The organism is Colwellia sp. PAMC 21821, assembly GCF_002077175.1.
In the GTDB taxonomy this organism is placed as follows: domain Bacteria; phylum Pseudomonadota; class Gammaproteobacteria; order Enterobacterales; family Alteromonadaceae; genus Cognaticolwellia.
Window position 1 is genome coordinate 730,465 of the sequence record NZ_CP014943.1, and the last position, 26,992, is coordinate 757,456.

General features: G+C 38.1%; 19 protein-coding genes and 4 tRNA genes. 6 read left to right on the forward strand and 17 right to left on the reverse strand.

Going from position 1 to position 26,992, the window contains the following annotated elements; genetic code table 11:
* Positions 1-120 precede the first annotated feature (120 nt).
* On the forward strand, positions 121-699 hold the full coding sequence (locus tag A3Q33_RS03085; protein ID WP_081178666.1) for a DUF4202 domain-containing protein: 579 nt from the start codon (positions 121-123) through the stop codon (positions 697-699).
* Between the two features lie 84 nt (positions 700-783).
* On the opposite strand, the gene A3Q33_RS03090 is transcribed toward A3Q33_RS03085, so the two are convergent.
* From A3Q33_RS03090 to A3Q33_RS03105, 4 genes are all read right to left on the reverse strand, one after another.
* The gene (locus A3Q33_RS03090; protein WP_081178667.1) at positions 784-1,182 is read right to left on the reverse strand and encodes a YbaN family protein; all 399 of its coding nucleotides are present in this window, start codon (positions 1,180-1,182) and stop codon (positions 784-786) included.
* Positions 1,183-1,275: 93 nt separating this feature from the next.
* The gene (locus A3Q33_RS03095; RefSeq protein WP_081178668.1) at positions 1,276-2,079 is read right to left on the reverse strand and encodes a transporter substrate-binding domain-containing protein; all 804 of its coding nucleotides are present in this window, start codon (positions 2,077-2,079) and stop codon (positions 1,276-1,278) included.
* 423 nt (positions 2,080-2,502) lie between these two features.
* Positions 2,503-3,507 (reverse strand): ABC transporter permease, encoded by a 1,005-nt coding sequence (locus A3Q33_RS03100; protein ID WP_081178669.1) that lies wholly within the window; start codon positions 3,505-3,507, stop codon positions 2,503-2,505.
* 4 nt (positions 3,508-3,511) lie between these two features.
* Positions 3,512-4,393, reverse strand: coding sequence for an ABC transporter ATP-binding protein (locus A3Q33_RS03105; protein WP_081178670.1), 882 nt, complete (start codon positions 4,391-4,393; stop codon positions 3,512-3,514).
* A 162-nt stretch (positions 4,394-4,555) separates the two neighbouring features.
* On the opposite strand from A3Q33_RS03105, the gene A3Q33_RS03110 reads away from it, so the two are divergent.
* Complete coding sequence (locus tag A3Q33_RS03110) at positions 4,556-4,738, forward strand: hypothetical protein (protein ID WP_081178671.1); 183 nt, start codon at positions 4,556-4,558, stop codon at positions 4,736-4,738.
* 22 nt (positions 4,739-4,760) lie between these two features.
* Here A3Q33_RS03110 and A3Q33_RS03115 read toward each other — a convergent pair whose 3' ends face one another.
* Entirely contained in the window at positions 4,761-7,049 is a 2,289-nt protein-coding gene (locus A3Q33_RS03115) for a tRNA(Met) cytidine acetyltransferase TmcA (RefSeq protein WP_155866685.1), read from the reverse strand.
* Between the two features lie 426 nt (positions 7,050-7,475).
* On the opposite strand from A3Q33_RS03115, the gene A3Q33_RS03120 reads away from it, so the two are divergent.
* Entirely contained in the window at positions 7,476-7,655 is a 180-nt protein-coding gene (locus A3Q33_RS03120; protein ID WP_081178673.1) for a PA3496 family putative envelope integrity protein, read from the forward strand.
* A 136-nt stretch (positions 7,656-7,791) separates the two neighbouring features.
* The gene (gene pdxH / locus A3Q33_RS03125) at positions 7,792-8,445 is read left to right on the forward strand and encodes a pyridoxamine 5'-phosphate oxidase (protein ID WP_081178674.1); all 654 of its coding nucleotides are present in this window, start codon (positions 7,792-7,794) and stop codon (positions 8,443-8,445) included.
* A gap of 116 nt (positions 8,446-8,561) precedes the next feature.
* Here the strand turns inward: pdxH and A3Q33_RS03130 are convergent, their stop codons facing one another.
* Genes A3Q33_RS03130 through A3Q33_RS03140 form a run of 3 tightly spaced genes read right to left on the reverse strand, consistent with a single transcriptional unit; the run spans position 8,562 to position 11,749 of the window.
* On the reverse strand, positions 8,562-9,689 hold the full coding sequence (locus A3Q33_RS03130; RefSeq protein ID WP_081149116.1) for a sodium ion-translocating decarboxylase subunit beta: 1,128 nt from the start codon (positions 9,687-9,689) through the stop codon (positions 8,562-8,564).
* 8 nt (positions 9,690-9,697) lie between these two features.
* Entirely contained in the window at positions 9,698-11,467 is a 1,770-nt protein-coding gene (gene oadA, locus A3Q33_RS03135; RefSeq protein ID WP_081178675.1) for a sodium-extruding oxaloacetate decarboxylase subunit alpha, read from the reverse strand.
* A 9-nt stretch (positions 11,468-11,476) separates the two neighbouring features.
* Complete coding sequence (locus A3Q33_RS03140) at positions 11,477-11,749, reverse strand: OadG family protein (RefSeq protein WP_081149110.1); 273 nt, start codon at positions 11,747-11,749, stop codon at positions 11,477-11,479.
* Between the two features lie 1,250 nt (positions 11,750-12,999).
* On the opposite strand from A3Q33_RS03140, the gene A3Q33_RS03145 reads away from it, so the two are divergent.
* On the forward strand, positions 13,000-14,238 hold the full coding sequence (locus A3Q33_RS03145; RefSeq protein ID WP_231295772.1) for an IS4 family transposase: 1,239 nt from the start codon (positions 13,000-13,002) through the stop codon (positions 14,236-14,238).
* Positions 14,239-14,454: 216 nt separating this feature from the next.
* On the opposite strand, the gene A3Q33_RS03150 is transcribed toward A3Q33_RS03145, so the two are convergent.
* The 6 genes from A3Q33_RS03150 to alaS form a co-directional block, all read right to left on the reverse strand.
* Positions 14,455-14,531 (reverse strand) — tRNA-Arg (locus A3Q33_RS03150).
* 358 nt (positions 14,532-14,889) lie between these two features.
* Positions 14,890-14,966, reverse strand: a tRNA-Arg gene (locus A3Q33_RS03155).
* Between the two features lie 134 nt (positions 14,967-15,100).
* Positions 15,101-15,177 (reverse strand) — tRNA-Arg (locus A3Q33_RS03160).
* A 145-nt stretch (positions 15,178-15,322) separates the two neighbouring features.
* Positions 15,323-15,414: transfer RNA gene (locus A3Q33_RS03165), tRNA-Ser, on the reverse strand.
* Between the two features lie 205 nt (positions 15,415-15,619).
* Positions 15,620-15,817, reverse strand: coding sequence for a carbon storage regulator CsrA (csrA, locus tag A3Q33_RS03170; protein WP_081149108.1), 198 nt, complete (start codon positions 15,815-15,817; stop codon positions 15,620-15,622).
* A gap of 497 nt (positions 15,818-16,314) precedes the next feature.
* The gene (gene alaS / locus A3Q33_RS03175; RefSeq protein ID WP_081178677.1) at positions 16,315-18,939 is read right to left on the reverse strand and encodes an alanine--tRNA ligase; all 2,625 of its coding nucleotides are present in this window, start codon (positions 18,937-18,939) and stop codon (positions 16,315-16,317) included.
* A gap of 666 nt (positions 18,940-19,605) precedes the next feature.
* Between alaS and A3Q33_RS03180 the strand changes: the two genes are divergently transcribed.
* Positions 19,606-23,100 carry a BACON domain-containing protein gene (locus A3Q33_RS03180; protein ID WP_081178678.1) on the forward strand — a complete coding sequence of 1,165 codons (3,495 nt, stop codon included), beginning with the start codon at positions 19,606-19,608 and terminating at the stop codon, positions 23,098-23,100.
* 493 nt (positions 23,101-23,593) lie between these two features.
* Here A3Q33_RS03180 and A3Q33_RS03185 read toward each other — a convergent pair whose 3' ends face one another.
* The 3 genes from A3Q33_RS03185 to dinB all read right to left on the reverse strand — a co-directional run bounded on the left by A3Q33_RS03185 (position 23,594) and on the right by dinB (position 26,988).
* Positions 23,594-24,472, reverse strand: a complete 879-nt coding sequence (locus A3Q33_RS03185; RefSeq protein ID WP_081178679.1) for an alpha/beta hydrolase family protein — start codon at positions 24,470-24,472, stop codon at positions 23,594-23,596.
* A gap of 244 nt (positions 24,473-24,716) precedes the next feature.
* Positions 24,717-25,589 (reverse strand): MBL fold metallo-hydrolase, encoded by an 873-nt coding sequence (locus A3Q33_RS03190; protein ID WP_081178680.1) that lies wholly within the window; start codon positions 25,587-25,589, stop codon positions 24,717-24,719.
* Between the two features lie 325 nt (positions 25,590-25,914).
* Entirely contained in the window at positions 25,915-26,988 is a 1,074-nt protein-coding gene (gene dinB / locus A3Q33_RS03195; protein ID WP_081178681.1) for a DNA polymerase IV, read from the reverse strand.
* Positions 26,989-26,992: the final 4 nt, after the last annotated feature.

Sequence of the window (26,992 nt, forward strand, 5' to 3'; positions counted from 1 at the left end):
ATCTAGTTGCACAAATTTTCACTAAAATTGTGCATATTTACTCTAAAGCGTTATTGTAACTATCGAAAAACGGGGTAAACTCATGTTTTACTTTTTCATAATAAAGAAAATTTATTCCCTATGACTCAATTACAAAACGTATTACACGCTATCGACACCATTAATACGGCAGATATCAACACGACTATTGTTGACGGCATTAGCCACCCGAAAGAGTTATTGTACGGTCAAAATATGTCAGCTTGTTTAGAAAAGTATTGGCCTAATGCCAGCGAGCATTTACAAATTGCGGTGCGAGCGCAACACGTAAAGCGCTGGCACTTAAAACGCGCTGATTTTGCTGAAGGTAAAAAAGGTTATTTAATGTGGCGTAAAGAATTAGGTATTTTCCATGCCACTACGGCTAAATCTTTAATGTTAGCGCATGGCTACAGTGAAGTAGATGCAGAAACAACCGCGGCGATTATTCGCAAAGAAGACTTAAAATCAAACAGTGAAAGCCAAACACTAGAAGACGTGGCCTGTTTAGTGTTTTTGCAATATTACTTTGATGAGTTTGCGGCTAAACATAAAGAAGAAAAAATTATTCGTATAGTACAACTAACTTGGCGAAAAATGTCAGACCAGGGCCATGAGATAGCCTTAGGCTTAACGTTACCGCCACACTTAGCTAAACTTGTCGGTAAAGCATTAGCTTAGTGCTTAACGCTTTGCGTTTAAAGTTAACCGAAAGCTGCATATAAACCTGCTTATATAGCTTTCGGTTTTAGCTTTACTGATACTTTAGGCGCTATTTTTAGTCGTTTTATTGGTCGATAAAACCGTAGCATTGTCTTTAGCAAGTGGTAAACGCCAAATAAAAACAAAAGGCCACGCGACTAAGGCAACGACTAAACCCTTCAACCAAATTGAAGGTAAAATATAACCAGACCACACAACAGCAAGCACCATGGACACTAAGGCAATAATTTTCGCCCGCTTTGGAATACTGCGCGTTTGCTGCCAATGATAGATCATCGGCCCAAAAACTTTATTAGCCAATAACCTTTTATGCAACCGAGGCGAAGACTTAGCAAAACATGTTGCGGCCACCAATAAAAATGGCGTGGTTGGCAATAAAGGTAAAAACACGCCTATAAATGCTAAGGCAACAAAAAAAATCCCGATTATTTTTAACAACATATAACAGCCTATGCACTTTCGATTTTGAAGTTCTACTTTTGATGCTCTACTTATTGATCAGCTAGCTATTGTCCTTGTGCCAATAGGTGATAGTTAATTATTAGCGGTTAGTTGCCAATCGTCATAAGGTAGATCAATCGAAGATAATAATTGCGCTAACTCCCCCGATGTTCGCATTTCAGTAATAATAGCACTTACGGCTTTATTCAAATGGCGCCCTTTCTCAGTATTGGGAAACAGCACTTTTACTTCAAACCTTTGGAAAAGTTCTCGCTTAATTGAAGGTAGTAACTCGCTATTATATTTTAGTAGCGGGTCTGTGGAGGAGTCGGCAAAAATATAACCGTCGGTCATTTTATATTGTATTTTCTTTAAACTACACAAAATACAATCAGAGCCCATTTCAACACCTTCGAAATAAGGTACATGTGCGGTATCTGTTTCAATTTTATAATTACTGATATTCTCGATATCGATAACGATATCTTTATGGCTATAAAGTACAAAATTGACATGAAAAATAGTTTCGTCTGAATAGGAGAAATTATTAGCTTGTTGCTTTTCTTGATGGCTAACAGTGGAATTATTGAGGGTCAAAAGTGTTTTTTTCGATAACGGCTTTAGCTTTGCTTTAATAAAAGGTAAGTGCAAATCAACCTTATTGTTACTGACATAATAAATAGAACGTGAAAAAGGGACTATTTGAATATCAATGTCTTGCTTTAGTTTTTTCGCCAACACTCTGGCAAAATCAACGAGAATACCTTTGCCGTCACTTTCTGCATGAACAGGCATTCGAGGAATACTCACCCTTAACTGCTCTGCAAAAGCATGAAAGTTAAAGAAAACGAGTAAATTGAATATAATACTGGCTGCTAATAAACGATTTTTTTTCATCGTAAATAACTATCCATTACGGCTGATACCTAAGCATAATATATTTTATTGCTTAATGCCTCCCTACTTTCCCCCTGTTGATTAATTATGTGTTTATTTTTAACGCTCAAAATTAAAAACTATACGGCTTAATTCAATCAAGTTGGTATAACATCATTTTAATGGTGCGAAATACTATATAGCGACTCTGTTAAATATTGCCTATATGTCTAAAAGAGCAACTTGCCATTTTAGAATCGATAAAAGCAATCATTCACTATAAAGACTCATATTGAAAAGCGGAATTTATAGTGGCAATACCATACATTACTTAAGGCATAACTTAAGGTACTACTTAGAGCATTACTTAGAGTATTACTTAGGTGCTAATTAGGGTATTAAATTATCGATGTACGCCGACTAAACGACTAGCCAATAATAAACCTACCGCTCAGTATTCCAGCTAAATAAATATGCCCCTAAGCTTAGAAATAGTGTACTCATTATCACTAGCACCGATACGTGATAACTGATATCGGCTAACGTTGCCCCTTCCGTTATTATTTTACGGGCGCCAGCAACCAAATGCGTTAAAGGTAGTAATTCAGCAAATATTTTTACCGCATTCGGCGCACCTTCCAAGCTGAACCAAACTCCTGATAACAGCATCATCGGCCAAGAACTTAAATTTAACAAACCGCCAATTAATTCTTCACTTTTACTGCGACTGGCAACTAACAGGCCTAAGGTGATCAAACTAAATGCACCTAATATGGCAATAATGACTAAGTCAAAATAACTGCCTAACATATAGAAATCAAAAAATAGGTTACAGCCAATATAGACCACTGACGATAAGAACATAACAATAAATAGACGCGAAAAAAGCTGCGCAGAGACAAACTCCAATGCCGACAATGGTGTGGCTTTCAATCGTTTTAAAACCGAATTTTTACGATAACGTACAATGACATAGCCAACGCCAAATAAGCAGCTAAACATCATATTCATTCCTAAAATACCTGGTAACACCCAATCAATATAACGAATTTTTTTACCTTGAGTTTCAAAACGCTGATAATGACTGTGTTCGTTCAAGAATATTTTTTCTACTAAGTAACTGTTAGGTGCCCCTTGATTAACCCAATATTGTTGAGCATTAAAGTCCACTAGCAAATCAATACTATGTTGTTCTAGCTTAACTTTCGCTACTGCGGTTTCTTGATAATCAATAAAGCCGATATATTTAGTTGCTAGAAAATTTGACTGACTTTGCGCTAAATTCAACACGCCAACTTTATAGACGGCACGACCGTCACCAGAAAATACAAATGACAAGCCCACCAACATTAATACAGGAAAAATCAAATTCCAGCCCAGTGAAGACCGATCTCGAAAAAATTCAATGTTGCGCGCTTTGAACACGGCAAAGAAACGTGAAAAATTCATGTTATTAATCCCTTAATGAGTGACCCGTCAATTTTAAAAATAAATCATCCAAATTGGGAGATTTAACATGTAACCCTGAAAGTGAAACGTTTTTAGCTAATAACAAGGCAATGGTTTTTTCTACATCAGTAGTGGTAATTTCTACTTGTTGGTCGTGCACTTGCCAATTTGATTGCTGACAAAGTTCATCTGGCACCTGATCAACAGGTAGATATATAAACACTTCATTGAAATGCTGATTTAACAACTGTCTTGGTGTGCCTCGAGCGATCACCTGTCCATGATCCATAATTAACACGTCATCACACAATTGCTGGGCTTCGTCCATATAATGCGTAGTTAACACAACGGTTTTATTTTGCGCTTTAATATTTTTTATCAACTGCCAAAAGTTTCGTCTCGCTTGAGGGTCTAATCCTGTCGTAGGTTCATCGAGAAAAACAATATCAGGGTCATTAATGAGTGCTAACGCCAGTAATAATCGCTGACGTTGCCCGCCAGACAAAAGACGATTATCTCGGTTCAAAAACTCACTTAAATCACATAATTCAATTAATTCTTCATGTGGCACTGTCTGTTGATAAAACGAAGTAAAAAGATTTAAGGTTTCTTTAACAGTGAGAAAATCTTGTAAAGCCGTGTGCTGAAATTGAATACCAATTTGTTGTGACATCGACTCATCTATAGCCTTACCGTAATAAAACACTTGGCCTTTTGTTGCTTTGATAATGCCTTCCATTATTTCTATCGTGGTCGTTTTTCCAGCACCATTGGGCCCTAGCAGCCCAAAGCAATGACCTTTTTGAATAGCAAAGTTAACATTGTCTACCGCAATAACATCTTTATAACGCTTGGTTAAGTTTTCAACACGAATAACTTCTTGCATGACACACCTCAATAATACCCATGATGCATTCTAACGGCTGATTCAAAATAATAATACCAGAATACCAAACCACAAATGATAATAATTATCATTTGTATTAATGGCTGTTTTCTACTATTGTTGTAACAATCTTATGCTAGTAAAGCAGACCAAGGAATAATAATGGGATTTAAACAAGTCAGTGAAGGATGTACAGGGAAAGCTCAAGTTGAAATATCAACAGTGTTGTTAGCCCAGTTAATTATCTCTGGTGTGCTAACGGGCAATGATTGCAGGTGCCTTGACAACAATGCCCGGAAAACATTATGGCAGTCTTTATTATCATTAAGTGTTGCTGAACAATAAGTCAGCAATGGTTTCTTGCTGATTAACTTTGCTGATCTTTGATGTAATTTATCAAGTGCTGGTTTAACGCTTTTTTACCGGTAAAACCGTATTGTTGACAAACTTGCTCAATGCTGTGTTTTTGTAAAATTCGTGCAATTAAAGGGAATACATCAACATTACGCGGTTCAGTACAATGCTTTAACAACCATTGGTGTAAAGCATAAACACAGCTACTAAATTGCCGTTGACCTGTAGAAAAATCATTTACACTTAGCATAATATCACTATCAAGCACTAACGTTTTCAACTCAATATTTCCATGAAGCAACTGCCAAATTAAGGGGGCTGACAGATACTTAAACTCATCGGTTAGCCAATAGTCAAATTGTCGATAAAACTGTTGAGTAATAACAGGTTGTAAAGCGCCGGCTTTAGGGGTTAATGCCTTAATCACTAAACAAGAGTGTTCACCACTGGCTTTATCTTTACTAAATCCAACTCGCGCTACGCTAAAGCCAGAACGCTGCCAAAACTTAAGTAATGTAGCGTTGCCAGCAAAACTAGCGCCAATAAAGTCGATACCTTGCTTGGCTATAGACTGTTCAATTCGATATAAAAAATCACGTCCTAGCCCTTGCCCTTGATATTGAGGGTGAACAGCAATACGCATAACTCTTTGATAACTATAATTAAAACTACCTTTTACACCACAATGCACTAGAAGAGACTGCGGCATAAACTGATCACGCAATCGGCGCTGATTACCATTAACCAACTCAACAAGTTTTTCATCTGCATGCCCTTCACGCATGAGCATGGCCACACCTAAAATATTAGCCCCGACTCTAAGTACAAATAATGAAATTGCCTTATTATTCAACAGGAGTTTTACATCGCTTGGCGAGGTTTGATAGTGAGCAGTTACCAACACGGCGAACGCTTGCTGCAAAAGCGTTTCGTTTGCAAGAAGTTGTTCGGCGCTAACAAGCTCTACTGTCGTTGTATCGGTTTGATTTATTGTCTGAGTTATTGCCTGATTTATTCCCTGAGTTATTCCCTGATTTATTACCTGAGTTATTCCCTGAGTATTGTTGTCATAACTTGGCAATTTAGCATTCAATAAACAACTCTCGAATACAAACCTTTCGAGCGGGTCATCACTAGCCCAACGAATAGGTTCATTAATGTGCATGTTGCGCCAATTCGGCATTAATTGCTGTAAAACCTGGCGAAACTTAATGCTAAAGCCGCGCCCTGCTCCTTCATAACCATGAATAGTGCTGGCAAATATTAAGCGATGATAATGAGTAAGCAACTGCTGTAAAAGATAAACCGGAATCGCCGCTGCTTCATCCACCATCACAATACTCGCTTCTGGCTGCTCTTTTAACAGCACATCAATAGGATAGTAAACAATTCGACCATTAGCGTGTTCAACATGAGTTGTTAGTACCTTAGCATTAGGTAAATGCTGTTCAACCTGCTGAAAAAATATTTTTAGGGCCGGTTTACTTGCCGCGGTAATAATAATGTTGATTGGTTGATGAGTATTTTCCAGCATCTGACATGACGCAAGTGCTAAAGCACTCGATTTACCACGACCTCTATCTGCCGTGAGCACCAAAGGCCTATCTCTATGTCCCGACAATACTTTCAGCATAGCCTCGACCGCGAAAACTTGTTCTTGAGTAATACAACCGTATGGCAAGTTTATGACAAGATTATTGGCTGTTAATTGCCCATGCTCAATCGTATTTATAGGCGCTGTTACACTTTCATTCAAAGACCATAACATCGGTAATTCAGTGGTGTTTTGCTTGATTAGATAGCAGTTTTCGCCAGCTAATTGCCGAATGAAACGTTGGAGAAAATAGTCTTGTGTATGTGTATGTGAATGTGAGTTTGACTGTTTTAGCTGCTCGGCCTGCCATGGTTTGAGTAAAAGCAAGAAAACGCCACCCGCGACTAAAGTCCCTGAAAGTGCAGCAAAAGCATCGACATCAAAATCACCAGTAAAATCGACTGACTTATTCTCTGCTGAAAATACAATAACGTTTTGTTCGGTACCTAAATACTGGCTATAGTTTTTTTTATTTACGGCAATAAGCTGATGATAATCACTAATATTGGCAACATCAGCATAAACAAGCCCTTGTTTTTTAGCTGTAGCACTCGCTATTTCGGCTGATAAAAATAAAGCTAAACTGGTCTCAAGCTGCTGCACTGTCCAAGGTTCATCACCCACTAAAACAACTAAACTGCGCCAACGCTTGGCTTTCGTTAATTGCTGTAACTGAAAACACCAACGTCCAAATTTATCTTTCAACATCAAATTTAACCCTAAAATTATCTTGGCTAACACCAAGAGGTATAAGTCTATCAGAGCACTAATCAAAGCTAAATAACGGCGCACAAGTAAATCAGCTCGAAAAATCAACCTCTTGCACTTTATCCGTTATATTTTTATTGAAATGAATATAATAATTAGTTGAAAATCCGTCATTAGTTGCCTAAGTTCAAATTATACCCGTTTTTCTTTAAGTTACAGCCTTGCTTCAAAAAGTAGACCGGCTATAAATATTCGTTATATACACTATGATTATAAACTAGTCATTTTTGAGATATCGAAAATTAAAAATATTTTGCATGATGGCAGTGAATATAAATTAAATAAAAGACTCGGCTACTATTTATATATTGAGGCCGATATTTATTGTAATTGCAGCAAATACTGTAAAAGCCGTAGGTATAAAAAATGAATGACGATTTAACAGATAACGCTAGCCCTAGAAGAAAGCAAGAAAGTTATGACAAAGACTTACCTAAAGGCGATAAGGCTTCTCATAATAGCGACATCAGAAAACGTATTGACGACTTGCTAGAAAAAAAGCGTCTTAAAGCTTTACTGGATGATGTTGACGACTGGGATTTTTAATCCCTGACGTTGCTAACACTAAACACCAGCTTTCAATGATAAAATATTAACAATAATATTTTATCTGTAACGATTTGCTTCTTATCTAAAACTGCTATCATTAGCCTAATATATACGCGACCTAATTGCCTAAACTATGACTTTATTTGAAAAATTACGCTGCTTATTGACCTTTGGTCAAGGCGTTGCTTTACCTTTACCTGCAATTGACCAAAACGCAGATCCCTTTTCTCTTTTTAAACTTTGGTTTGATGAGGCTAATAAGTCAGGAATTTTATTGCCTGAAGCCATGTCAGTAAGCAGTGTCAGCCAAGACGGTCAACCAAGTTGTCGTATGGTGCTACTGAAAGAATTTAACCAAGACGGATTTATCTTCTATACCAATTACGCTAGCAGAAAGAGCCATGAACTCAGTGAGAATGACAAGATAGCATTGTTATTTCATTGGAATGTGTTGCAACGTCAAATTCGCATTGAAGGTTGTGTTGAAAAAGTTAGCGCCGAGCAATCAGCAAAGTATTTTCATAGCCGAGATCACGGCAGCCAAATTGGCGCTTGGGCATCTAAACAAAGTAGTAAAATTCAATCCGAAACTGAACTTGCTGACAATGTTGCTTATTACACTAAGAAATTTGCCGGAAAAGAAGTGCCATTACCAGAATTTTGGGGAGGCTGGCGAATTAAACCTCACTATATTGAGTTTTGGCAAGGTCGTACAAGCCGCTTACATGACCGAGTTTGTTTTGAAAAAAATGCTACAGGTTGGGACAACTTTAAACTGCAACCATAGTATATTGATTAATTGTCATCGTTTGATTATTAAAAAAGGGAAGCAATGCTTCCCTTTTTAATGTGTTGAGCCTAGCTAAAATACAGACTTATCTAGCATGGCAATAGTCAAATATATTAACCAACTAACGCTAATAATATACCGGCAGCAACAGCTGAACCAAGCACACCCGCAACATTTGGTCCCATAGCATGCATAAGTAAAAAGTTATGCGGATTAGACTCTAAGCCGACCTTGTTGGCGACTCGAGCTGCCATTGGCACCGCCGATACACCTGCAGCACCAATAAGCGGGTTAACTTTTTCTTTCGACAGTTTATTCATCAGCTTCGCCATAAGTACGCCAGCAGCCGTACCGATAGAAAATGCTACTGCGCCTAAGGCTAGTATGCCTAAAGTTTTAGCATTCAAAAATTGATCAGCGCTTAACTTTGACCCTACGCCTAAACCTAAGAAAATAGTGACAATATTGATTAGCTCATTCTGTGCTGTAGAGCTTAAGCGATCGACAACGCCACACTCGCGCATCAAATTACCTAAACAAAACATCCCGACCAATGGCGTTGCCGCAGGTAAAAAGAATATCGTCATCATTAAGACACCAAGCGGGAAAATAATTTTCTCAACTTTAGTAACATGACGTAATTGTGCCATCTCAATTTTACGTTCATCTTCTGTCGTTAGTGCGCGCATTATTGGTGGCTGAATAATCGGTACTAATGCCATATAAGAATAGGCAGCAACAGCAATGGCACCAAGTAAATCAGGAGCAAGTTTTGATGCTAAGAATATTGCTGTTGGACCATCTGCCCCACCAATGATGGCGATTGCAGACGCATCTTTCATAGAGAAATCTAGACCGACAAAATTTAACGCAATAGCACCAAACAATGTGGCGAAAATACCAAACTGAGCGGCTGCACCTAAAAGTAATGTTTTAGGGTTTGCAATCAACGCACCAAAATCAGTCATGGCACCAACACCCATAAAAATGAGTAATGGGAAGATACCTGTATCGATTCCTGCGTAGTAAATGAAATGCAACAAACCACCCACTTCAGAAAAGCCAGCGACCGGGATGTTAGTTAAAATAGCACCAAACCCCATAGGCACTAATAATAGTGGCTCAAAATTTCGGGCAATCGCAAGGTAAAGTAAACCACAACCTACTAGCATCATGATCACTTGGCCTAGCTCAAAGTTTGCTAAGCCTGTGGACATCCACAATAATTTCAAAGATTCCATGGACTTTCCTACACCAAGCTTAACAAGATATCACCAACGGCGACTGAGTCACCTTCTCTGGTGTGAACAACCGAAATTTCACCGGCTTTTGTCGCTCTGATTTCAGTTTCCATTTTCATTGCTTCCATAATGACAACAACTTCGCCTTCTTCGACTTCGTCGCCTTCATTCACTAATACTTTAAATATATTACCGGCTAAAGGTGCTTTTAAAGCTTCTCCGCCTGTTGAACTTGCAGCAGGTGCTTTACTCGCGGCTTGAATAGTATCTATTGAACCACCAGGCGCTACTACAACGTCATAAACTTTACCGTCTACACTTACCGCGTAACTTTCAGGATCGGTGCTTGCAGAGCTTGTAGCAGGTGCAGAAGCACTTTTAGCACTGGCTTTGGTTGGTGCTGGCTCAAAAGCATCAGGGTTATTACGGTTTTCTAAAAATTTCAATCCAATTTGTGGAAACAAAGCATATGTTAAAACATCATCGATAGTATCTTCAGCTAACGTAATATTTTTATCATTGGCAATTTCTTGTAACTCAACCGTTAATTTATCCATTTCTGGGTCAAGTAAGTCTGCTGGACGACATGTTATCGCTTCTTTACCGTCAAGTACTCGCGCTTGTAACTCAACATTAACCGGAGCTGCAGTCTTACCATATTCACCTTTTAATACTCCGGCTGTTTCTTTTGTTATTGACTTGTAACGCTCGCCTGTAAGGACATTGAGTACCGCTTGTGAACCCACAATTTGTGAGGTGGGTGTTACTAATGGAATATAACCAAGGTCTTTACGCACTTTTGGAATTTCTGTCAGTACTTCATCAAGTTTATCAGCCGCGCCTTGCTCTTTTAATTGGCTTTCCATGTTAGTTAACATGCCACCAGGTACTTGAGCTAGTAAGATACGCGCATCGATACCACGCAAACTGCCTTCAAACTGAGCATATTTTTCACGCACATCACGAAAGTAAGTCGCGACTTCGGCTAACTTAACCATATCTAAACCAGTATCACGCTGTGTGCCTTCAACAATAGAGACAATCGTTTCTGTTGGTGAATGCCCGTAAGTCATACTCATTGATGAAATAGCGGTATCAATTACGTCAATATCTGCATCAATCGCTTTCATGTGTGTCGCAACACTTAATCCTGTTGTTGCATGACAATGCAGTGCAATAGGCAAAGATACTGTTTCTTTTAAACGGCCAATCAGTTCAGCGGCATCGTAAGGTTTTAATAAACCAGCCATATCTTTGATACACAAAGAGTGTGCGCCCATATCTTCGAGCTGCTTAGCCATAGTTAACCAACCTTCAAGGGTATGAACTGGGCTTTCGGTATAACTTAATGTGCCTTGCGCATGAGCGCCAACCTTAACGGCCGCTTTGATCGACGTTTGTAAATTACGCACATCGTTCATAGCATCAAAAATCCTAAAAACATCGATACCGTTTACATGGGCTCGCTCGACAAATTTTTCTACTACGTCATCAGCGTAATGACGGTAGCCTAAAATATTTTGACCACGGAATAACATTTGTTGCTTTGTTTTCGGCATAGCCTTTTTCAGCGCACGAATACGCTCCCAAGGATCTTCGCCTAAATAACGAATACAAGCATCAAAGGTAGCACCACCCCATGACTCTATTGACCAATATCCAATTTCATCCATTTTAGCCGCAATGGGCAGCATATCTTCCAAACGCAAACGTGTAGCGAGCAATGATTGATGGCCGTCGCGTAGTACGACTTCAGTAATTCCTAGGGGCTTGGTCATGGTCATTTCCTATTTCTGTGCAGAATGTTGTTTACGATATTGAGTAACAGCAGAAGATATTGCTGCGACGACTGCAGGTGAAACACCTTTGCCGTTTTGTGTTTTATTATTTTTTTTACTTGAGGCTCTACTTTCTACAATGGCGTCAGGATATTTTTTTGCTAACTTAACCAGCACAATGTTGATAAAAACAATCAACAAACCTAAAAAGGAAAAAACAAAGACCATTCCGGCTAGCATTAACGTGCCTGCTTCAATAAATAACTGCTGAAGATTTTCCATTATTTTACTCTCAAGAAATTTTTATATAATTAGAATAATCACTCCAATGTGTAAAAAGCAAACAAATTCTTACAAATTGATAAAAAAAAACGATGTCAAGCGATAATAGACCAAAAAATAAGCTAAATTTAATAACATTTCATTATTATTTTATACAATGTGATATAAAAACAACATTGTATACAATATAAACCTCATGAATAACGGCCATTAGAAATAAAAAAACAAACATAATATACAATATGCAATATATAAAATAAAACTAATGACTCAGCTCGTACTGTACAAAAAATCCACATTAAATATGTAATAAACACCCTCACTTTATAGCGAAATCTATAAGGCAGCATATACCAATTGGACTAAAGAATTTTTTGCGTAGCTTAGATTAGAAATTTAAAATGCGTAATTTAATAGTTAAACCAATTGAATTACACAAGTGTTCAATTATATTTCATCCTTAAAGCGCCGAGGGTGTTTTTCTCAATGGCAATATCAATAATTGAATAGAAAAAGCCAATCTACAAACCAATATATACCATCGAAAAATGACATGGTTCAAGAATAATAGTCAACTGTTGTATTAAGATCAATTATTTGAATGTTTTCACAAGTCAAAGCATCAAAATTTCACCTTATTTATTTTGATAATCTTAACGATTAGTGACTAAAATAAATGTCATATATTTGGTCAGTTTACCTACACATAAAGTAGACCATCTCATTGATGAAATGTTGATAAAGCGAGTATTTTGGCGCTGAGTTGATGTCGAAAGTGTCGTGCAGTTATTTTAGGCGAAAAAAACCAGTCATTAAACTGGTTTTTTATATTTCATGTTTAGGAGATAACACACTAATACCAATTTTCACAAAGTCCTGATCTAATATGTTTTTATTTTGGAAGCAGACACCACGCTTTGGTACAACTCACCTCAGTAGGTTTACTCAAATTATCAAGAAAGGAAAAAAATGGGCGAAAGCGTGTGCTTGTTGTTTCATAATTTTTAGATGGTCTCAGCAGAACGGATATTTCAACGACATTAAAAGTAGCTCGTTCAAGTGTTAACCGTTGGGTTGGGTCACCACTTACTTGACAAAAGTCTTATCGGGCCTTGATAGTGTTAGGCTCAAAGAAAGACCTTCTATGCTTTCTCCAAAATAAACTAGGGTCAGATACTGACCTATCCCCACAAATAATCGATAAGAATCAATAAAATAATTTAAAAAACAGGGAACATTCATGACGTTTAGTGATCAGATCTATCGCCAAACAAATACAACCAGGAAACGCCATGAATGTCCGCTCTATTTTGAAGAAAACAATTACGCTTGTCACCCCTAAAATGCACGCCCGTCGCAGAACTTCATTAATAAGTTCAGTTGATAGCTTATTAAATGGTGCCTCAGCCACGGTGACTAACCTTGGTAGGGGCATAAATTCTAAAGCAAAAGAAAAGCACCGGATAAAACGCGCTGATAGATTGTTATCTAACACCAATTTACAAAATGAGTCCTTTTCTATTTACCAAGAACTCGCCAAATACACGGTTGGCAAAGCCAAGCGGCCGATTATCTTAGTCGATTGGTCCGATTTAGATGAGTATAAAGGCCATTTCTTACTGCGCGCTACTTTAGCGTCACATGGAAGAGGTATATGTGTTTATGAAGAAGTGCACGATATTAGCACCAAAGAAAAACCCCAAACGCACATTAAATTTTTGATCAATTTAGCAAAGGTTATCGATAAAGACTGCTGCCCTATTATTGTCAGTGATGCAGGATTTAAAACACCTTGGTTTCGATCGGTATCAGCTAGGGGCTGGGATTATCTAGGAAGAGCACGTTTGCCGAACTTCTATAGTTTAGATGATACTAATTGGCAGAGCATTACCCATTTTTACAAACGGGCAACCACCTGTCCGACGTCTTATTCTGGGACTATTGCCAGAAGCAATCCTTTGAAATGTCGATTAGTACTTTATAAGCAGAAAAAGAAAGGAAGAAAAGATATGAATCAATTAGGTGTACCGAGGAAATCAAAAACCTCAAAGACTTATAGAAAGTCAGGAAACGACCCCTGGCTATTGGCTACATCGTTGCCACAGGGGAAACAATTAGCAAAACGTGTCATGAAAATTTATCGTTTACGTATGCAAATTGAAGAAGGATTTCGAGATATGAAAAGTCATCAATTCGGGCAAGGATTTGAGTACAATAAAACAACTAAAATGAATAGATTATCCATACTCATTCTATTATCAAGCATTGCGCACTGGTTATTAATGGCGATAGGATTAGCGACAAAAAATGAGAATAAACATAGGCAATACCAAGCTAACAGCTTGAAGAGTGACACAATACTATCGCTGCATTTTATTGGACTGCGCGTTGTTGCTGACAGGTATGCAAAGCTAACGATAAAGACGTTTTTAAAAGCTGTAAGGCAGCTCCACTTATTTGGTGGAGCTTATATCATTGAGAGACTCTGATATTTTGTGGGGATCGCTCAGGGTCAGATACACATTAAATTTTAGTTGTCTGATATCCTATAAAACGAGCAACATGGTCAAGCTCTGAGCTCGACATTCCCTCTTTTACAATGACCAAAGCCACCAAAATCAATTAATGTGTATCTGACCCTACTTTATATAAAACTAAATATTGAGGCGAAAAAAAACCAGTCGTTAGACTGGTTTTTTTCAATGTGGCGGACGCGGCAGGAGTCGAACCTGCGACCGCCTGGTTCGTAGCCAGGTACTCTATCCAGCTGAGCTACGCGTCCGCAATAAACGGTTTTTTTATATCTCATGTTTAGGAGATAACGAACTTACTCTCTAAAGAGCATTCGTAGCCAGCAATGTTAGATAATCTATCCAACTGAACTACACATCCGTAATAAACTGTTTTTTTATATCTCATGTTTAGGAGATAACGAACTTACTCACTAAAGAGCATTCGTAGCCAGCAATGTTAGATAATCTATCCAGCTGAGCTACGCGTCCGCAATAAACGGTTTTTTTATATCTCATGTTTAGGAGATAACGAACTCATTTGATAATAACACTCTATCATCATGCTTCAATCATAAAACTAAATATTGAAGCGAAAAAAAACCAGTCGTTAGACTGGTTTTTTCAATGTGGCGGACGCGGCAGGAGTCGAACCTGCGACCGCCTGGTTCGTAGCCAGGTACTCTATCCAGCTGAGCTACGCGTCCGCGGTCAATCGTTATTTTATATCTTGATTCAAGATAAACTTAGATAAAATACTACTTAACATAAGTCATATATTTATTTTTTAATTAGCTTTAATATTAGCTACTCTTTATTATTTAGCCACTCAAAGAAAAAGTGGCGGACGCGGCAGGAGTCGAACCTGCGACCGCCTGGTTCGTAGCCAGGTACTCTATCCAGCTGAGCTACGCGTCCTTATTTAAACCTGTTATTTATATCTCTAGTTTAAGAGATAACGAACTAGACAATATTTACTTAGGTAAACGACCTAGTCAATATTATATACATTCGTAGTGAACTATTTCAATATCGTTGTTCCTACGATGCCAATCTAAAAGAATGGCGGAGAGGGAGGGATTCGAACCCTCGATCCGGGATAAACCAGATACTCCCTTAGCAGGGGAGCGCCTTCGGCCACTCGGCCACCTCTCCAATGGGTGCGAATAATAAGGGATTATAAAAATAAGTCAAACTTTTTTCAGCTTTTATTCTTATTTTTTGACTGTTTGCTGAGAATTCAAACAACACGGTCATTTTTCCTACATTAACTCACAAGAATCAGCACTAATTCGCCTTGAAAATTTTATTGCTGGATCAAAAAAGCCGACTAGTGTCGGCTTTAATTATGAGAAAATAATTAACTTTCGTTCCCTGAGGCTTCACCCTCACCTTTTTCCGATTGTATTCTCATATAGATTTCTTCTCGATGAACCGACACTTCTTTTGGCGCGTTAACACCAATACGTACTTGATTGCCTTTTACACCTAACACTGTCACTGTGACGTCGTCTCCGATCATCAACGTTTCACCAACTCGGCGAGTTAATATTAACATCTTAATTTCCTTTATGTTTAAAAACGAGATCCACTAAATATATATAAGCTAGTAACAAATTAAATTTAGTCTAATTTTTGCAAAAGTGCACTAAAGATTACAATAAGTAACTAAAATACTTATCAAACATTGACGATTCCTTCGACAATATCGAGTTTCCTATGATTAATAGAAAACTTGCAAAACAAGAGTAGAATGCAATTGCAGCAATTACTGCTCATTTTAACAACCTTAATGAAACAATAAACAACTTATAAGTAAATTAATGCAAATATAAGCAAATTTTCAGTAAAAAATGACTTGCTTGTATTATATTTTACATTTTTTTAACAAATATAGCGGGTATTTTACTGTGACAGTGCCATTTATGCATTTTAACGCTTAACAATAAGCTAAAAAGTGTCACTAATAATGACACTTTTTCTAGTGTTCAAAAAAAATGCAAAAAAAAAGGGGCAAAGCCCCTCTTAATTTAGTTTGTTTAGTTATTTAACTAATTAGCTCAACTTATCTTTTAACCAGCTTTGCGCTGCTTTTAAAGCGGCTTCAATGTTTTCTGGCTGGCTACCACCGGCTTGTGCCATGTCAGGGCGACCACCACCTTTACCACCAACTTCTTGTGCAGCTACATTAACTAACTCGCCAGATTTAACTTTGCCGATAAGATCTTTGGTTACCCCGGCAATTAAACTCACTTTATCGTCGCTAGCAGTCGCTAATAAAATAACACCTGAGCCCATTTTATTTTTCAAGTCATCGACCATACCGCGAAGAGACTTAGCTTCTACACCTTCTAAATTAGCAATAAGCGCTTTTACGCCATTATAGTCGACAGCTTGGCTTACTAAGTCAGCTCCGGCTGCACTGGCGAGTTTTTGCTTAAATTGTGCCAGTTCTTTTTCTAACTCTTTATTGCGCAACATTACTTGCTCAACCTTACTCGCCACATTAACAGGGTCAGTTTTAACGATTGCTGCAATGGTATTTAAGGTTTTTTCTTGTTCGGCAAAGTAATTTAATGCTGCTTCACCCGTTACCGCTTCTATTCGACGAACACCAGCAGCTATACCTGATTCAGATATAATTTTGAATAAGCCAATATCACCCGTTCGGTCAACGTGAACACCACCACAAAGCTCTGTTGAGAAATCACCTAAGGTAACCACTCGCACTTCATCGTCGTACTTTTCACCAAATAAGGCCATAGCGCCTTTTTCTTTCGCTTCGTCAATTTGCATTAAATTGGTTTCGCGACCTAAGTTACTGCGAATTTGCTCATTCACCATACGTTCAACCATGATTAACTCTTCAGGTGTTACTGCTTCAAAGTTAGAAAAGTCAAAACGTAGTTTTTCGGCATCACACAATGAGCCTTTTTGTGTAACATGTTCGCCTAATACTTTGCGAAGACTAGCGTGCAATATATGCGTAGCTGTATGGTTTTTAACAATAGCAGCGCGACGCTCACTATTAATTTGCGCTTTAACACGACTGTTTAAACCGATAGTGCTGCGAGCAGTACCTCTATGAGCAAACGCATGACCGAGTTTAACCGTATCGGTTACTTCAAATACGCCATCGTCAAGCAGTAGCGTACCGCTATCACCTACTTGCCCGCCTGATTCAGCGTAAAATGGCGTTTGATCAAGCACTACAATACCCGCTTCGCCTGCTTTCAGCTCTTTAACTGATGATTCAGCATTAAATAGCTCAACAACGGTAGAAGACATCTCATTGCGAGTGTAGCCTTTAAAGTCAGTTCTGTGTTCTGACTTAAGTGTTTCATTGTAATCTGTACCAAACTGACTGGCTTTTTGAGCGCGAATACGCTGTTGAGCCATCGCGGCATCAAAACCTTCGATATCAATGTGTAACTGACGTTCACGAGCAATGTCAGCGGTTAAATCTGCTGGAAAGCCGTAAGTATCATATAACTTAAATACATCATCACCTGCGATAGTGTCGCCTTTAAGTTCAGATAAAATATCTTCTAATAGCACCATGCCTCGATCTAACGTACGACCGAATTGCTCTTCTTCTATGCGTAAAATTTTCTCAATAGTAGCTTGTTGTTGAACAAGTTCAGGGTATGCATCACCCATTTGCGCGGCAAGTGAGGCTACTATTTTATGAAAGAAAAATGATTTAGCTTCTAATTTATGTCCATGACGAATAGCACGGCGAATAATACGACGTAAAACATAGCCACGTCCTTCATTCGAAGGCATTACACCATCAGTAATCAAGAAGCTACATGAACGAATATGATCGGCAATTACACGTAATGATTTGTGTTCTAAATCGTCACATTCAAGTAATTTAGCGGTATCACGAATTAAGCGTTGGAAAATATCAATTTCGTAATTGCTATGTACACCTTGAGTGATTGCGGCAATACGCTCTAAACCCATACCCGTATCAACTGACGGCTTAGGTAAATTCTCCATTGTGCCGTCAGCGTGACGGTTGTATTGCATGAAAACGATATTCCAAATTTCGATAAAGCGATCGCCATCTTCATCTGGTGAGCCTGGAGGACCACCGAAAATGTCTTCACCGTGGTCATAAAAAATTTCAGAACAAGGACCACATGGACCAGTATCACCCATCGACCAGAAGTTATCTGATTCATACTTTTTATCAGCTGACTTATCACCAATACGAATAATTTTCTCTGCTGGCACACCAATTTCATTTAGCCAATAGTTATAGGCTTCATCATCGCTTTCATAAACAGTTACCAGTAACTTTTCTTTTGGCAATGCTAATACGGTAGTTAGAAATTCCCAGGCGTAATTAATCGCTTCTTCTTTGAAGTAATCACCGAAACTAAAATTACCTAGCATTTCGAAAAAAGTATGGTGACGGGCTGTATAACCAACATTTTCTAAATCATTATGCTTACCGCCCGCGCGAACACAACGTTGTGCCGAGGTAGCTCGGGTGTAGCTGCGAACATCGTCGCCAAGAAATACATCTTTAAATGGCACCATACCGGCATTAGTAAATAATAATGTCGCATCGTTGCCAGGGACAAGCGAGCTACTCGCTACAATTTGGTGCTGCTTAGAGGCATAAAAATCTAAAAATGCCTGACGCAATTGGGCACTAGTTTCAATCATTTGAATTTCCAACTTTCCGAAAAATTATATCTGTTTAAGCGTTTAATAGTGTCATGATTTCATCTATTGATAAACCACCATGTTGTATAAAGCGCACTCTTTTGGCTTTATCTTTTTAATCTTTTATTAGGGACGCACCATAGCACTTATTATACGCAACCTCTGCTTGAAGATACCAACCTATTTAGGAATTTATTGATAAATTTCATACAAATTAACTACTACCTCCTTTATTGAGCCAATGCCCTTTTATATAGAGATAGCCTTAATCTTCAGCTATTCAGCTTCGAAACTTCCAATAAGTATGTGAACACCATGACTTTACATGCTCAGATACAACCTTAATCTAGCTCTTCGTAAACAACTAAAAACGAAATAACAATATAAAAATCGTCTATAAAAATGATGATGCAGATGCTATTAAGTCATACATTTTATTTTGGTAACTATCTTGTTCGTTAATAAAATGACATTCAATATGGATAAAGCACATTCAGCACCCCAAAAAGTAAAAAATTTTAAAAATCATGATAAGTTTTACATTATGATAATAATCACGCAAAATAAACTTATACCCATTGAAGTAATGAATTAGCTAATTTAGAGCGACATTTATTCATCAATAAAAGCTATATTTTAGCTCTAAATAAAAAAACAGGGACCTGTATGAAGGGACAAATTAAAAGCGTGCGTTTAATCTTAGTGATTTTATTTAGCTCACTACTGTTACAAGCATGTGGCGGTTCAACTGAAAAATCACCCACGTTTACGGTTAATTCATCGGTTGCATCAGTAGCATTTAACAATGAATTTTTGCAAACAGAAAACCACACTATTGCTGTTGATGTTACGTTTGATGGTGGTGGGCTTTTACTTGGCTTTGCCCCTACAGCTCAGCCAGTGCCTTGGTTGAATTATCGCGTTGAAAACCTGACAGATACCTCTGCTACCATTCATATTGATGTGGTCAATGCTAACTTATTAAATGCTAATCTTTACGGGACAACATTAAGGTTATCCAGCGGCGACACTACGACCACTAACCTGGCTCATGCTGATATTAACGTTTCGTTATTGATATGGCAGGCCCTGACCTTCGATGATACCTTTGGTGTTGACTCGATAGCAGCAAAAACAATTAATGTCAGTTCAAATACAGATGATATATCTCTAACAAGTTCTGTACCTTGGCTCAGTGTCGAAAAAACCTTTCTCGATGGCATAACAACAATTACGGCAACACCCAATATTAGCGACTTTACTGAACCCGGTCTTTATCCGGCTGAAATTAGTATTACCAGTCCGCTAGGTACAACACAATATCCAGTAGAATTAAGCTTAGACAACATTCATTTATTTGCTGATAGAGCAACCGTCGCCTTGGCGAAAACCGGTAATATCAACAACAGCGAAACTACACTTAATATCAATTCAAATAGTATTTTACCTTGGCGTTGGCTAGCTACCACTGAAGCAAGTTGGTTAACACTGACACCTAATGCTGAAAATAATCAATTAACCATTACAGCTGATAGCAGTGCCTTAGCTAATAACACGACAACAACCGCTGAAATAACCCTAAGTGGCGATGAACAAACTACCGCTATAGCAGAAACTATACTCGTGAGTTTTTATAAGTCTGACTTAGCCAGTGAAAACAATACGCTCGATATTGTCGCTAACACTGATGGTGTAGTCACTAACCCTTTACTGCCACATTATTATGTTGCAACAAGCAACGAGCTTCGCAGCTACCACCTTTATACTAATGAGTTGATATCAACAACCGTTATAGCTCCAGTAGATACCAAGTTAGAACAGCTTATTATTCACCCTAACGCCAGCATTATGTTAGCGAAAGCGCTTGAAACAACAGTTGTTGATGAAAACACCAGCGAAACTATGACACATAGATATAAAATTGACCTCAGTGACATGAGTTTTGTTGAATTAACCGATATTAATATAACCAGCGAACCTTTTAAATTTATCCGCATTGATAGTCGCTATTTCGTGGCAACAAGAATTTTAGAGTTTACCGACGAAAACTTAATGCGTGTTGGCTTTGACGCGCCTAATGCATTTTTGGCCAGAGCCTTTAATGTTGCTGAAAAGAATCAAACCTTATTCGCATTAGATATAAGTACTATTGATGACTTAATGTCGATAAAGCGCTTAGAAGTTAAGGTTAATGACTTTGGCCGCAATCCTATTAGCACTAAAATCAGCCATAGTTACCGCCCTGAACTACTAGGTGAAAATGAGCAAATTAGCGATTTTTATGTAACGGCAGATGAAAAAAATATTTATGCGATAAGCCCAACGAGTGAGTGGATCAGCTTTGACGGTACAACATTTACTGATAATGGTGTATTAAATAGCGATGATACTATTACTAACTTAGCACTTTCTCATACAGCTAATGATCGTCCTCACTATGTTAGATTGGAATCTGAAGTCGGCTTTAAAGTTGATGTATATAATGAACAACAAGCCATCGTTAGCCGTATTAATTTAGCGCCAAATCTACCAAGTAAAATGTTAATCGCTAATGGCGATAGCCGCGCAGTAATAACATCTTCACTAACTGATAAAATAAGTGTGATCAATTTAAGTCAGTTTTCTAGCTCTGCGGAAACATTAGTATTCAGCACAAACTTTGGTGACAGCGCCATAACACAACAAACACTGACACTAGCAAGTATGGGTGAAGGTTGGCAAGCAACGGCTAGCGATCCTTGGCTAATATTAACGCAGCAGAGTGATGAAAATGGCGATGCTGTATTAGTCGATATCGATCGCAGCTTAATTTCTGGCTGGGGTTTAATGTCTGGAAGTATTTCGATTGTCGACCCAACAAGTGGTACTACAAAAGGGATCACGGTTGAACTTGCCATCGACGCCATTCGATTAAGCAGTAACTACGCGTCATTGGCTTTCAATAGTTTAGCCACAGAACAAACGTTAGTGCATACCGTGGACATATTGACCAACAGCGAAGCTAATATCGCTTGGCAAGCAACGACGGATGTTGACTGGTTATCCTTGTCATCGGACAGCACTAACAACACATTAACGATTACCGGTTTACCGGCTAACATTATCACCGATGGTTTACATAGCGCGGTAATCAGCTTATCACCTACTGTCGAGGGGTCTGCGTTACCTGGCAGCATTAATGTCTCATTCAATAAAGGAGCAAGTGACGGTGCTAATATAGATATTGCCAATATTAGCTTTAATACCTCAGGTATAATATTAGATCCTATGCGACCTTATGTTTACATTGCAGCAGGCGATAAACTTAGCACTTACCACGTTATTTCTGGCGAGTTAATTAATACAGCAACATCGCCCTTAGCAGATGTCGACTTAACAAATTTAGTTGTTCACCCTGATGGCTCTGTGTTGTTAGTATCAAATAGCGAAACTTATTTAGACGATGATGAGAATGAACAAACCCGTATTAATCATTATCAGTTTGACTTAACCAGCTATCAATTTAGCCAACTTAATGCTGATAACATCACTATATTATCTCGTCCTGAAATGATAAAAATGGTTGCTGGGGTACCCGTTGTTATTACTCAAGCATTAGAATTCGCCAATGTAGAGCTAGTCCGTCAATATTGGGACCAAGAAAACACCTATTTTACCTCAAGCATTGCTCAAGCAAACAGTGCTGATATAGTCATGGCCTACAAACAAGCAACAAATTCTCTTGAGCGCTACGCCTTAAGTTATAACGCTTATACTAGTGAAACGATTTCAGTAATGAATGAACCTGCCTATATCAATACAGCCTTCACTAGTTTAGCAAGCTTTGCGATAAGTCATCAGGGTAATACTATTTATAGTGCTAACAGTAACAGTGAATGGGCAAGTTTTGACGGCACTATCTACACAGATAACGGCGTACTTCAAGGTAATAACAATGTGCAAACCTTTAACACCACCACTGATACCAGTGACAACAGTTACTTTTATCGTTTTGATCCAAGCCTAGGGCTTACTTACAGTAAATACAATGCTGCGCAGGTTGAACTTTGGTCAGACGTTATTGATGCAGGTAGTGCAGCGAGTTACTTAATGCCGGCTTATCAGCGAGTGTTGATTTATGATGCTGACACCGCAACGTTAAAGTTACGCTCTCATCAATAATTACAAGCTAGCGAACATGTGACTACTTAGCATGGCTACATAAAAAAATAAAAAAACCGCAAAGTGCGGTTTTTTTATTTTAAATTTAACACCAATTTGATTAATTAAGTGATCTACTATTGCATGAGGAAAAATGGATAATGACATGGCATAAAATGTAGTCAGTAGTAATTCTACTTATGAATTTTATAAAACCGTACTTATACCAAGTGAAATAAATAATCGATCATTCTAAGAAGGTCTAAATGTCCAATATCTGCGTTACTTTCAATCCCAATAGCCAGCTATTGCTCAATCAAGTGCCTTAATCTTGAATATTTATACTCGCTTATAATTGCTCACTTACTTAATTCAATTGGTATTATTCATTTTAACCACTAAAAATGAGCCGCTAATTAACCTACTTGGTATAAGTACTTAATGTATTTTTATTTAGCGCTTTGAAGGCTTTCAAAGAGACCTTCAAGCACCTATTTACCTTGCTAGCTATTCGTTAATTAACTTTACACTTAGTATTTAAAAAATTGACCGTTGTAGCAATTAATTCAGTCCGAGATGAATTAAAACTATGGTCATCATCGATCAATTTATAAGAAATATCACTCTGCTTTGTATTTTGTAAAGCGGTTAACAACGGCTGAATGTGTGATTTCATCGGAATTACATCTGTATCTGCAGCAATAAGTAATACGGGTCTACCGTTTAGCGTGTTCACTCTTCTTATTAAATTAAGGGCTTTACTATGTTCGTTTAGCTCTTGTTGAGCTTTATCACCTGACCAACCCTTTAGCATAAACAAGCTATCACTGTATTCCTTCCAAGGTAGTGTATTCTCAGGATCATCGATTATACCTACGTCACCAACGCCAAGATTAGCCCCGTCATATGCCACAGCACAGTTTACTGCTTGGTTATCTAAGATCCCTGCAATGGCCATATGTCCGCCCATACTATGACCCACAAGGGAGATTACATTTCGGTCGATATGCAATTTTTCGGCATTGTCTTTATTGCTAATGTATTGCAATACCGTTTGAACATCTTGCTCCGCATTCAAAAAAGAAAACTCGCCTTCACTTCCCCATGCGCCTCGATAATGAAAAAATATCACGTTCCAGCCATTACTTCGCAATGCCTGAGCAACATCTAGGTTTTTTTCATTCCCTGGATAACCATGTAATAACAATACGGTTGGATGAGGCCCTAAACCTGCTGCTTGATAAATAAAGCCTGACATACGATTGCCATCAGCGTTAAAAGTAAGCTCTGTTGTACTTGCTGGATAGTCTTTAGTCGCTTTTGCATAAGCGGTATTTGAGAAATGCATGATTGTTACAATAATGCATAAACTTAACCTATAAGATAGCTTCATATATAGACCTTAATTGAAGTAGTAATTAAACCTTTGCAGTGACAAGTACGCAATAACGTCGTGTTGAGTGAGAATAGATCAAAAATAGTTCTACGAAAATATTTTATTTTTTTAATAGCGCATTACTAATTGTAATTTTTTTCAATCGCTTAGCGCAAAAAAACGAGCTAAGTGATCAAATAAAGTCATGCGCTGAATTTAACGATTAACCCTGTCTCGTTGAAGTTATTCAACTTAAAAGTGATTACTTTAAATCTGCGACCAAGGTTTTAAGCCACTTCTCTTCGCTGATAAAAGCCCAAGACAAATGCTTATATTTTTCACCAATACCTTCGGTAAGTATTTGTTGTTCTGATTTTCCTGCAGCAAGTGCGATAGAAACTTTATTGATACTAAATTCCATCATCTGTGCAAAAGCTATCAAGCTTTTTTTATCTGTTAATTGACCGTGTCCTGGAATAATCACCACATTATCAGGCGTGTGTTTTATCATGTGCTTAACAGCCGCTAGATAACCTTTCACACTGCCACCACTTTTTAAATCAACATAAGGGAAGCCGACTTCAAAAAATAAATCACCGGTATGTAATACATTCGCTTTTTTAAAATATACATAAGTGTCGCCATCGGTATGGCCTTTTGCTAAATGTGTTAACTGAATTTCTTCATTATCTAAATAAATAGTAATGCCATCTTTGTAGGTTACTACGGGTAAACTATCCGCTTGATGTTCAGCTTTACTGCTCAAGCGACTACGTACGTTTTCGTGCGCGAATATCGGTGCTTTATGTGAGAAAAACTCATTACTACCCGTATGATCACCATGAAAATGAGTGTTGATCACATACTTAAGCTCTTTATCTTCAATCCCCTTCATCGCTGATTCAATTTTTTCAGCAAGCGGAGCAAACTTATCATCAACCAGCAACAATCCTTTATCCGTTGCTAATACGCCAATGTTGCCTCCAGGGCCTTGTAACATGTAGACGTCGCCTGCAGCCGGTTGTACTGTTATTTCTGCCTCAGCCATTTCTTGGGCGCTGGTTGAAACACTCATTACAACACTGATTACAACACTGAAAAGCATTGTTATTGTCACTAAAGATTTTTTAAACATAATTACCCTGCTGTATTTTGAAATAAAACCAAATTGATTAATTAAGTGTACTACTTTTTATTAAAAACAAGTTAGCTGTTAATTAACAAGAGATGTTTTAATACGGGATTGATAATTTAAGATTATCCGATTTAAAGCCATCAATTATATTCTATCAACATCTTATACCAAGCTAGTTAATCAAATTTGCTTTACGCAAACAATACAAGTTAATAGGACTAATTTGAAAAGCATACATAAATAATAGTTAGGCAAAATAGTGACAGGCTGTTGCGAAATTATTGTCAAGGAAATGTGAAAACTAGATGAGGGTTAAATTAAAGCCCTAGAACAAGGCTAACTGGCATTGGTTATCCATACTTTGCTGCTCAGCAAAGCCTAATGACAAGCCAATTAATCGAACTTTTCGATTATTAGAACGGGTCATGGCTTTTTGCAATAACTCAATAAAAACAGCCTCGATACAAGCTTTTGATTGCATATCAACCGTGGTTTGCTGAAAGTCTGCAAACTTAATTTTTACCGTTTGTTTGCTAATCTGACGATCGTCATGCTTAGCTAGACGCTGTTTAAGTTTGCTAAATAAATTTATCAGTATTACCTGACATTGCTCAATGGAGTCGATGTCTTCTGCCATCGTGGTTTCAATTGCTAGTGACTTTCTCACCCGCTTTGTTTCAAGAACTCTATCGTCTATGCCAAAGCTGCGCTGATATAAAGCATTAGCAAACTTACCGACAATCGTGTGAAGTTTTGCTACCGAACTAGCCCTGACATCAGCGCAACTTTCAAAGCCATAAGCTTTCAATTTTTCACTCGTTTTTGGACCGATACCCGGAATTTTTTTCAAGGGTAAATCAGCAACAAAGGCACTAACATTTTCAGGGGCAACCACACACTGACCGTTTGGCTTATTTTCATCGCTAGCAATTTTAGCAATAAATTTATTCGGTGCAATACCGGCAGACGCCGTGAGATTAAGTTCATTATAAATATCGCGTCGAATTTGTTCAGCAATTAAAGTGGCACTGCCATAAAACAACGGGGAGTCTGTTACATCAAGGTAGGCTTCATCTAACGATAAAGGCTCAATTAAGTCGGTATAACGGAGGAATATGGCTCTAATTTGTTCTGACACTTGCTGATATACAGACATTCGGCCATTCACAATAATCAGTTCAGGGCAAAGCGCCTTAGCCCTTGCGTTCGGCATGGCAGAACGCACGCCAAATTCTCTCGCCTTATAATTACAGGTACACAATACACCGCGCGGCCCGTTACCACCGACAGCAATAGGTACATTGCGCCATTCAGGATTATCGCGCATTTCTACTGCCGCGTAGAAGCAATCCATATCTATATGAATTATCTTCTTCTGTGAATGGTTAGCATTGAACATTTAT

Coding starts and splice junctions, on each gene's coding strand:
- A3Q33_RS03085 (WP_081178666.1), top strand. CDS start 121: ATGACTCAATTACAAAACGTATTACACGCTATCGACACCATTAATACG.
- A3Q33_RS03090 (WP_081178667.1), bottom strand. CDS start 1,182: ATGTTGTTAAAAATAATCGGGATTTTTTTTGTTGCCTTAGCATTTATA.
- A3Q33_RS03095 (WP_081178668.1), bottom strand. CDS start 2,079: ATGAAAAAAAATCGTTTATTAGCAGCCAGTATTATATTCAATTTACTC.
- A3Q33_RS03100 (WP_081178669.1), bottom strand. CDS start 3,507: ATGAATTTTTCACGTTTCTTTGCCGTGTTCAAAGCGCGCAACATTGAA.
- A3Q33_RS03105 (WP_081178670.1), bottom strand. CDS start 4,393: ATGCAAGAAGTTATTCGTGTTGAAAACTTAACCAAGCGTTATAAAGAT.
- A3Q33_RS03110 (WP_081178671.1), top strand. CDS start 4,556: ATGGGATTTAAACAAGTCAGTGAAGGATGTACAGGGAAAGCTCAAGTT.
- A3Q33_RS03115 (WP_155866685.1), bottom strand. CDS start 7,049: ATGTTGAAAGATAAATTTGGACGTTGGTGTTTTCAGTTACAGCAATTA.
- A3Q33_RS03120 (WP_081178673.1), top strand. CDS start 7,476: ATGAATGACGATTTAACAGATAACGCTAGCCCTAGAAGAAAGCAAGAA.
- pdxH (WP_081178674.1), top strand. CDS start 7,792: ATGACTTTATTTGAAAAATTACGCTGCTTATTGACCTTTGGTCAAGGC.
- A3Q33_RS03130 (WP_081149116.1), bottom strand. CDS start 9,689: ATGGAATCTTTGAAATTATTGTGGATGTCCACAGGCTTAGCAAACTTT.
- oadA (WP_081178675.1), bottom strand. CDS start 11,467: ATGACCAAGCCCCTAGGAATTACTGAAGTCGTACTACGCGACGGCCAT.
- A3Q33_RS03140 (WP_081149110.1), bottom strand. CDS start 11,749: ATGGAAAATCTTCAGCAGTTATTTATTGAAGCAGGCACGTTAATGCTA.
- csrA (WP_081149108.1), bottom strand. CDS start 15,817: ATGTTAATATTAACTCGCCGAGTTGGTGAAACGTTGATGATCGGAGAC.
- alaS (WP_081178677.1), bottom strand. CDS start 18,939: ATGATTGAAACTAGTGCCCAATTGCGTCAGGCATTTTTAGATTTTTAT.
- A3Q33_RS03180 (WP_081178678.1), top strand. CDS start 19,606: ATGAAGGGACAAATTAAAAGCGTGCGTTTAATCTTAGTGATTTTATTT.
- A3Q33_RS03185 (WP_081178679.1), bottom strand. CDS start 24,472: ATGAAGCTATCTTATAGGTTAAGTTTATGCATTATTGTAACAATCATG.
- A3Q33_RS03190 (WP_081178680.1), bottom strand. CDS start 25,589: ATGTTTAAAAAATCTTTAGTGACAATAACAATGCTTTTCAGTGTTGTA.
- dinB (WP_081178681.1), bottom strand. CDS start 26,988: ATGTTCAATGCTAACCATTCACAGAAGAAGATAATTCATATAGATATG.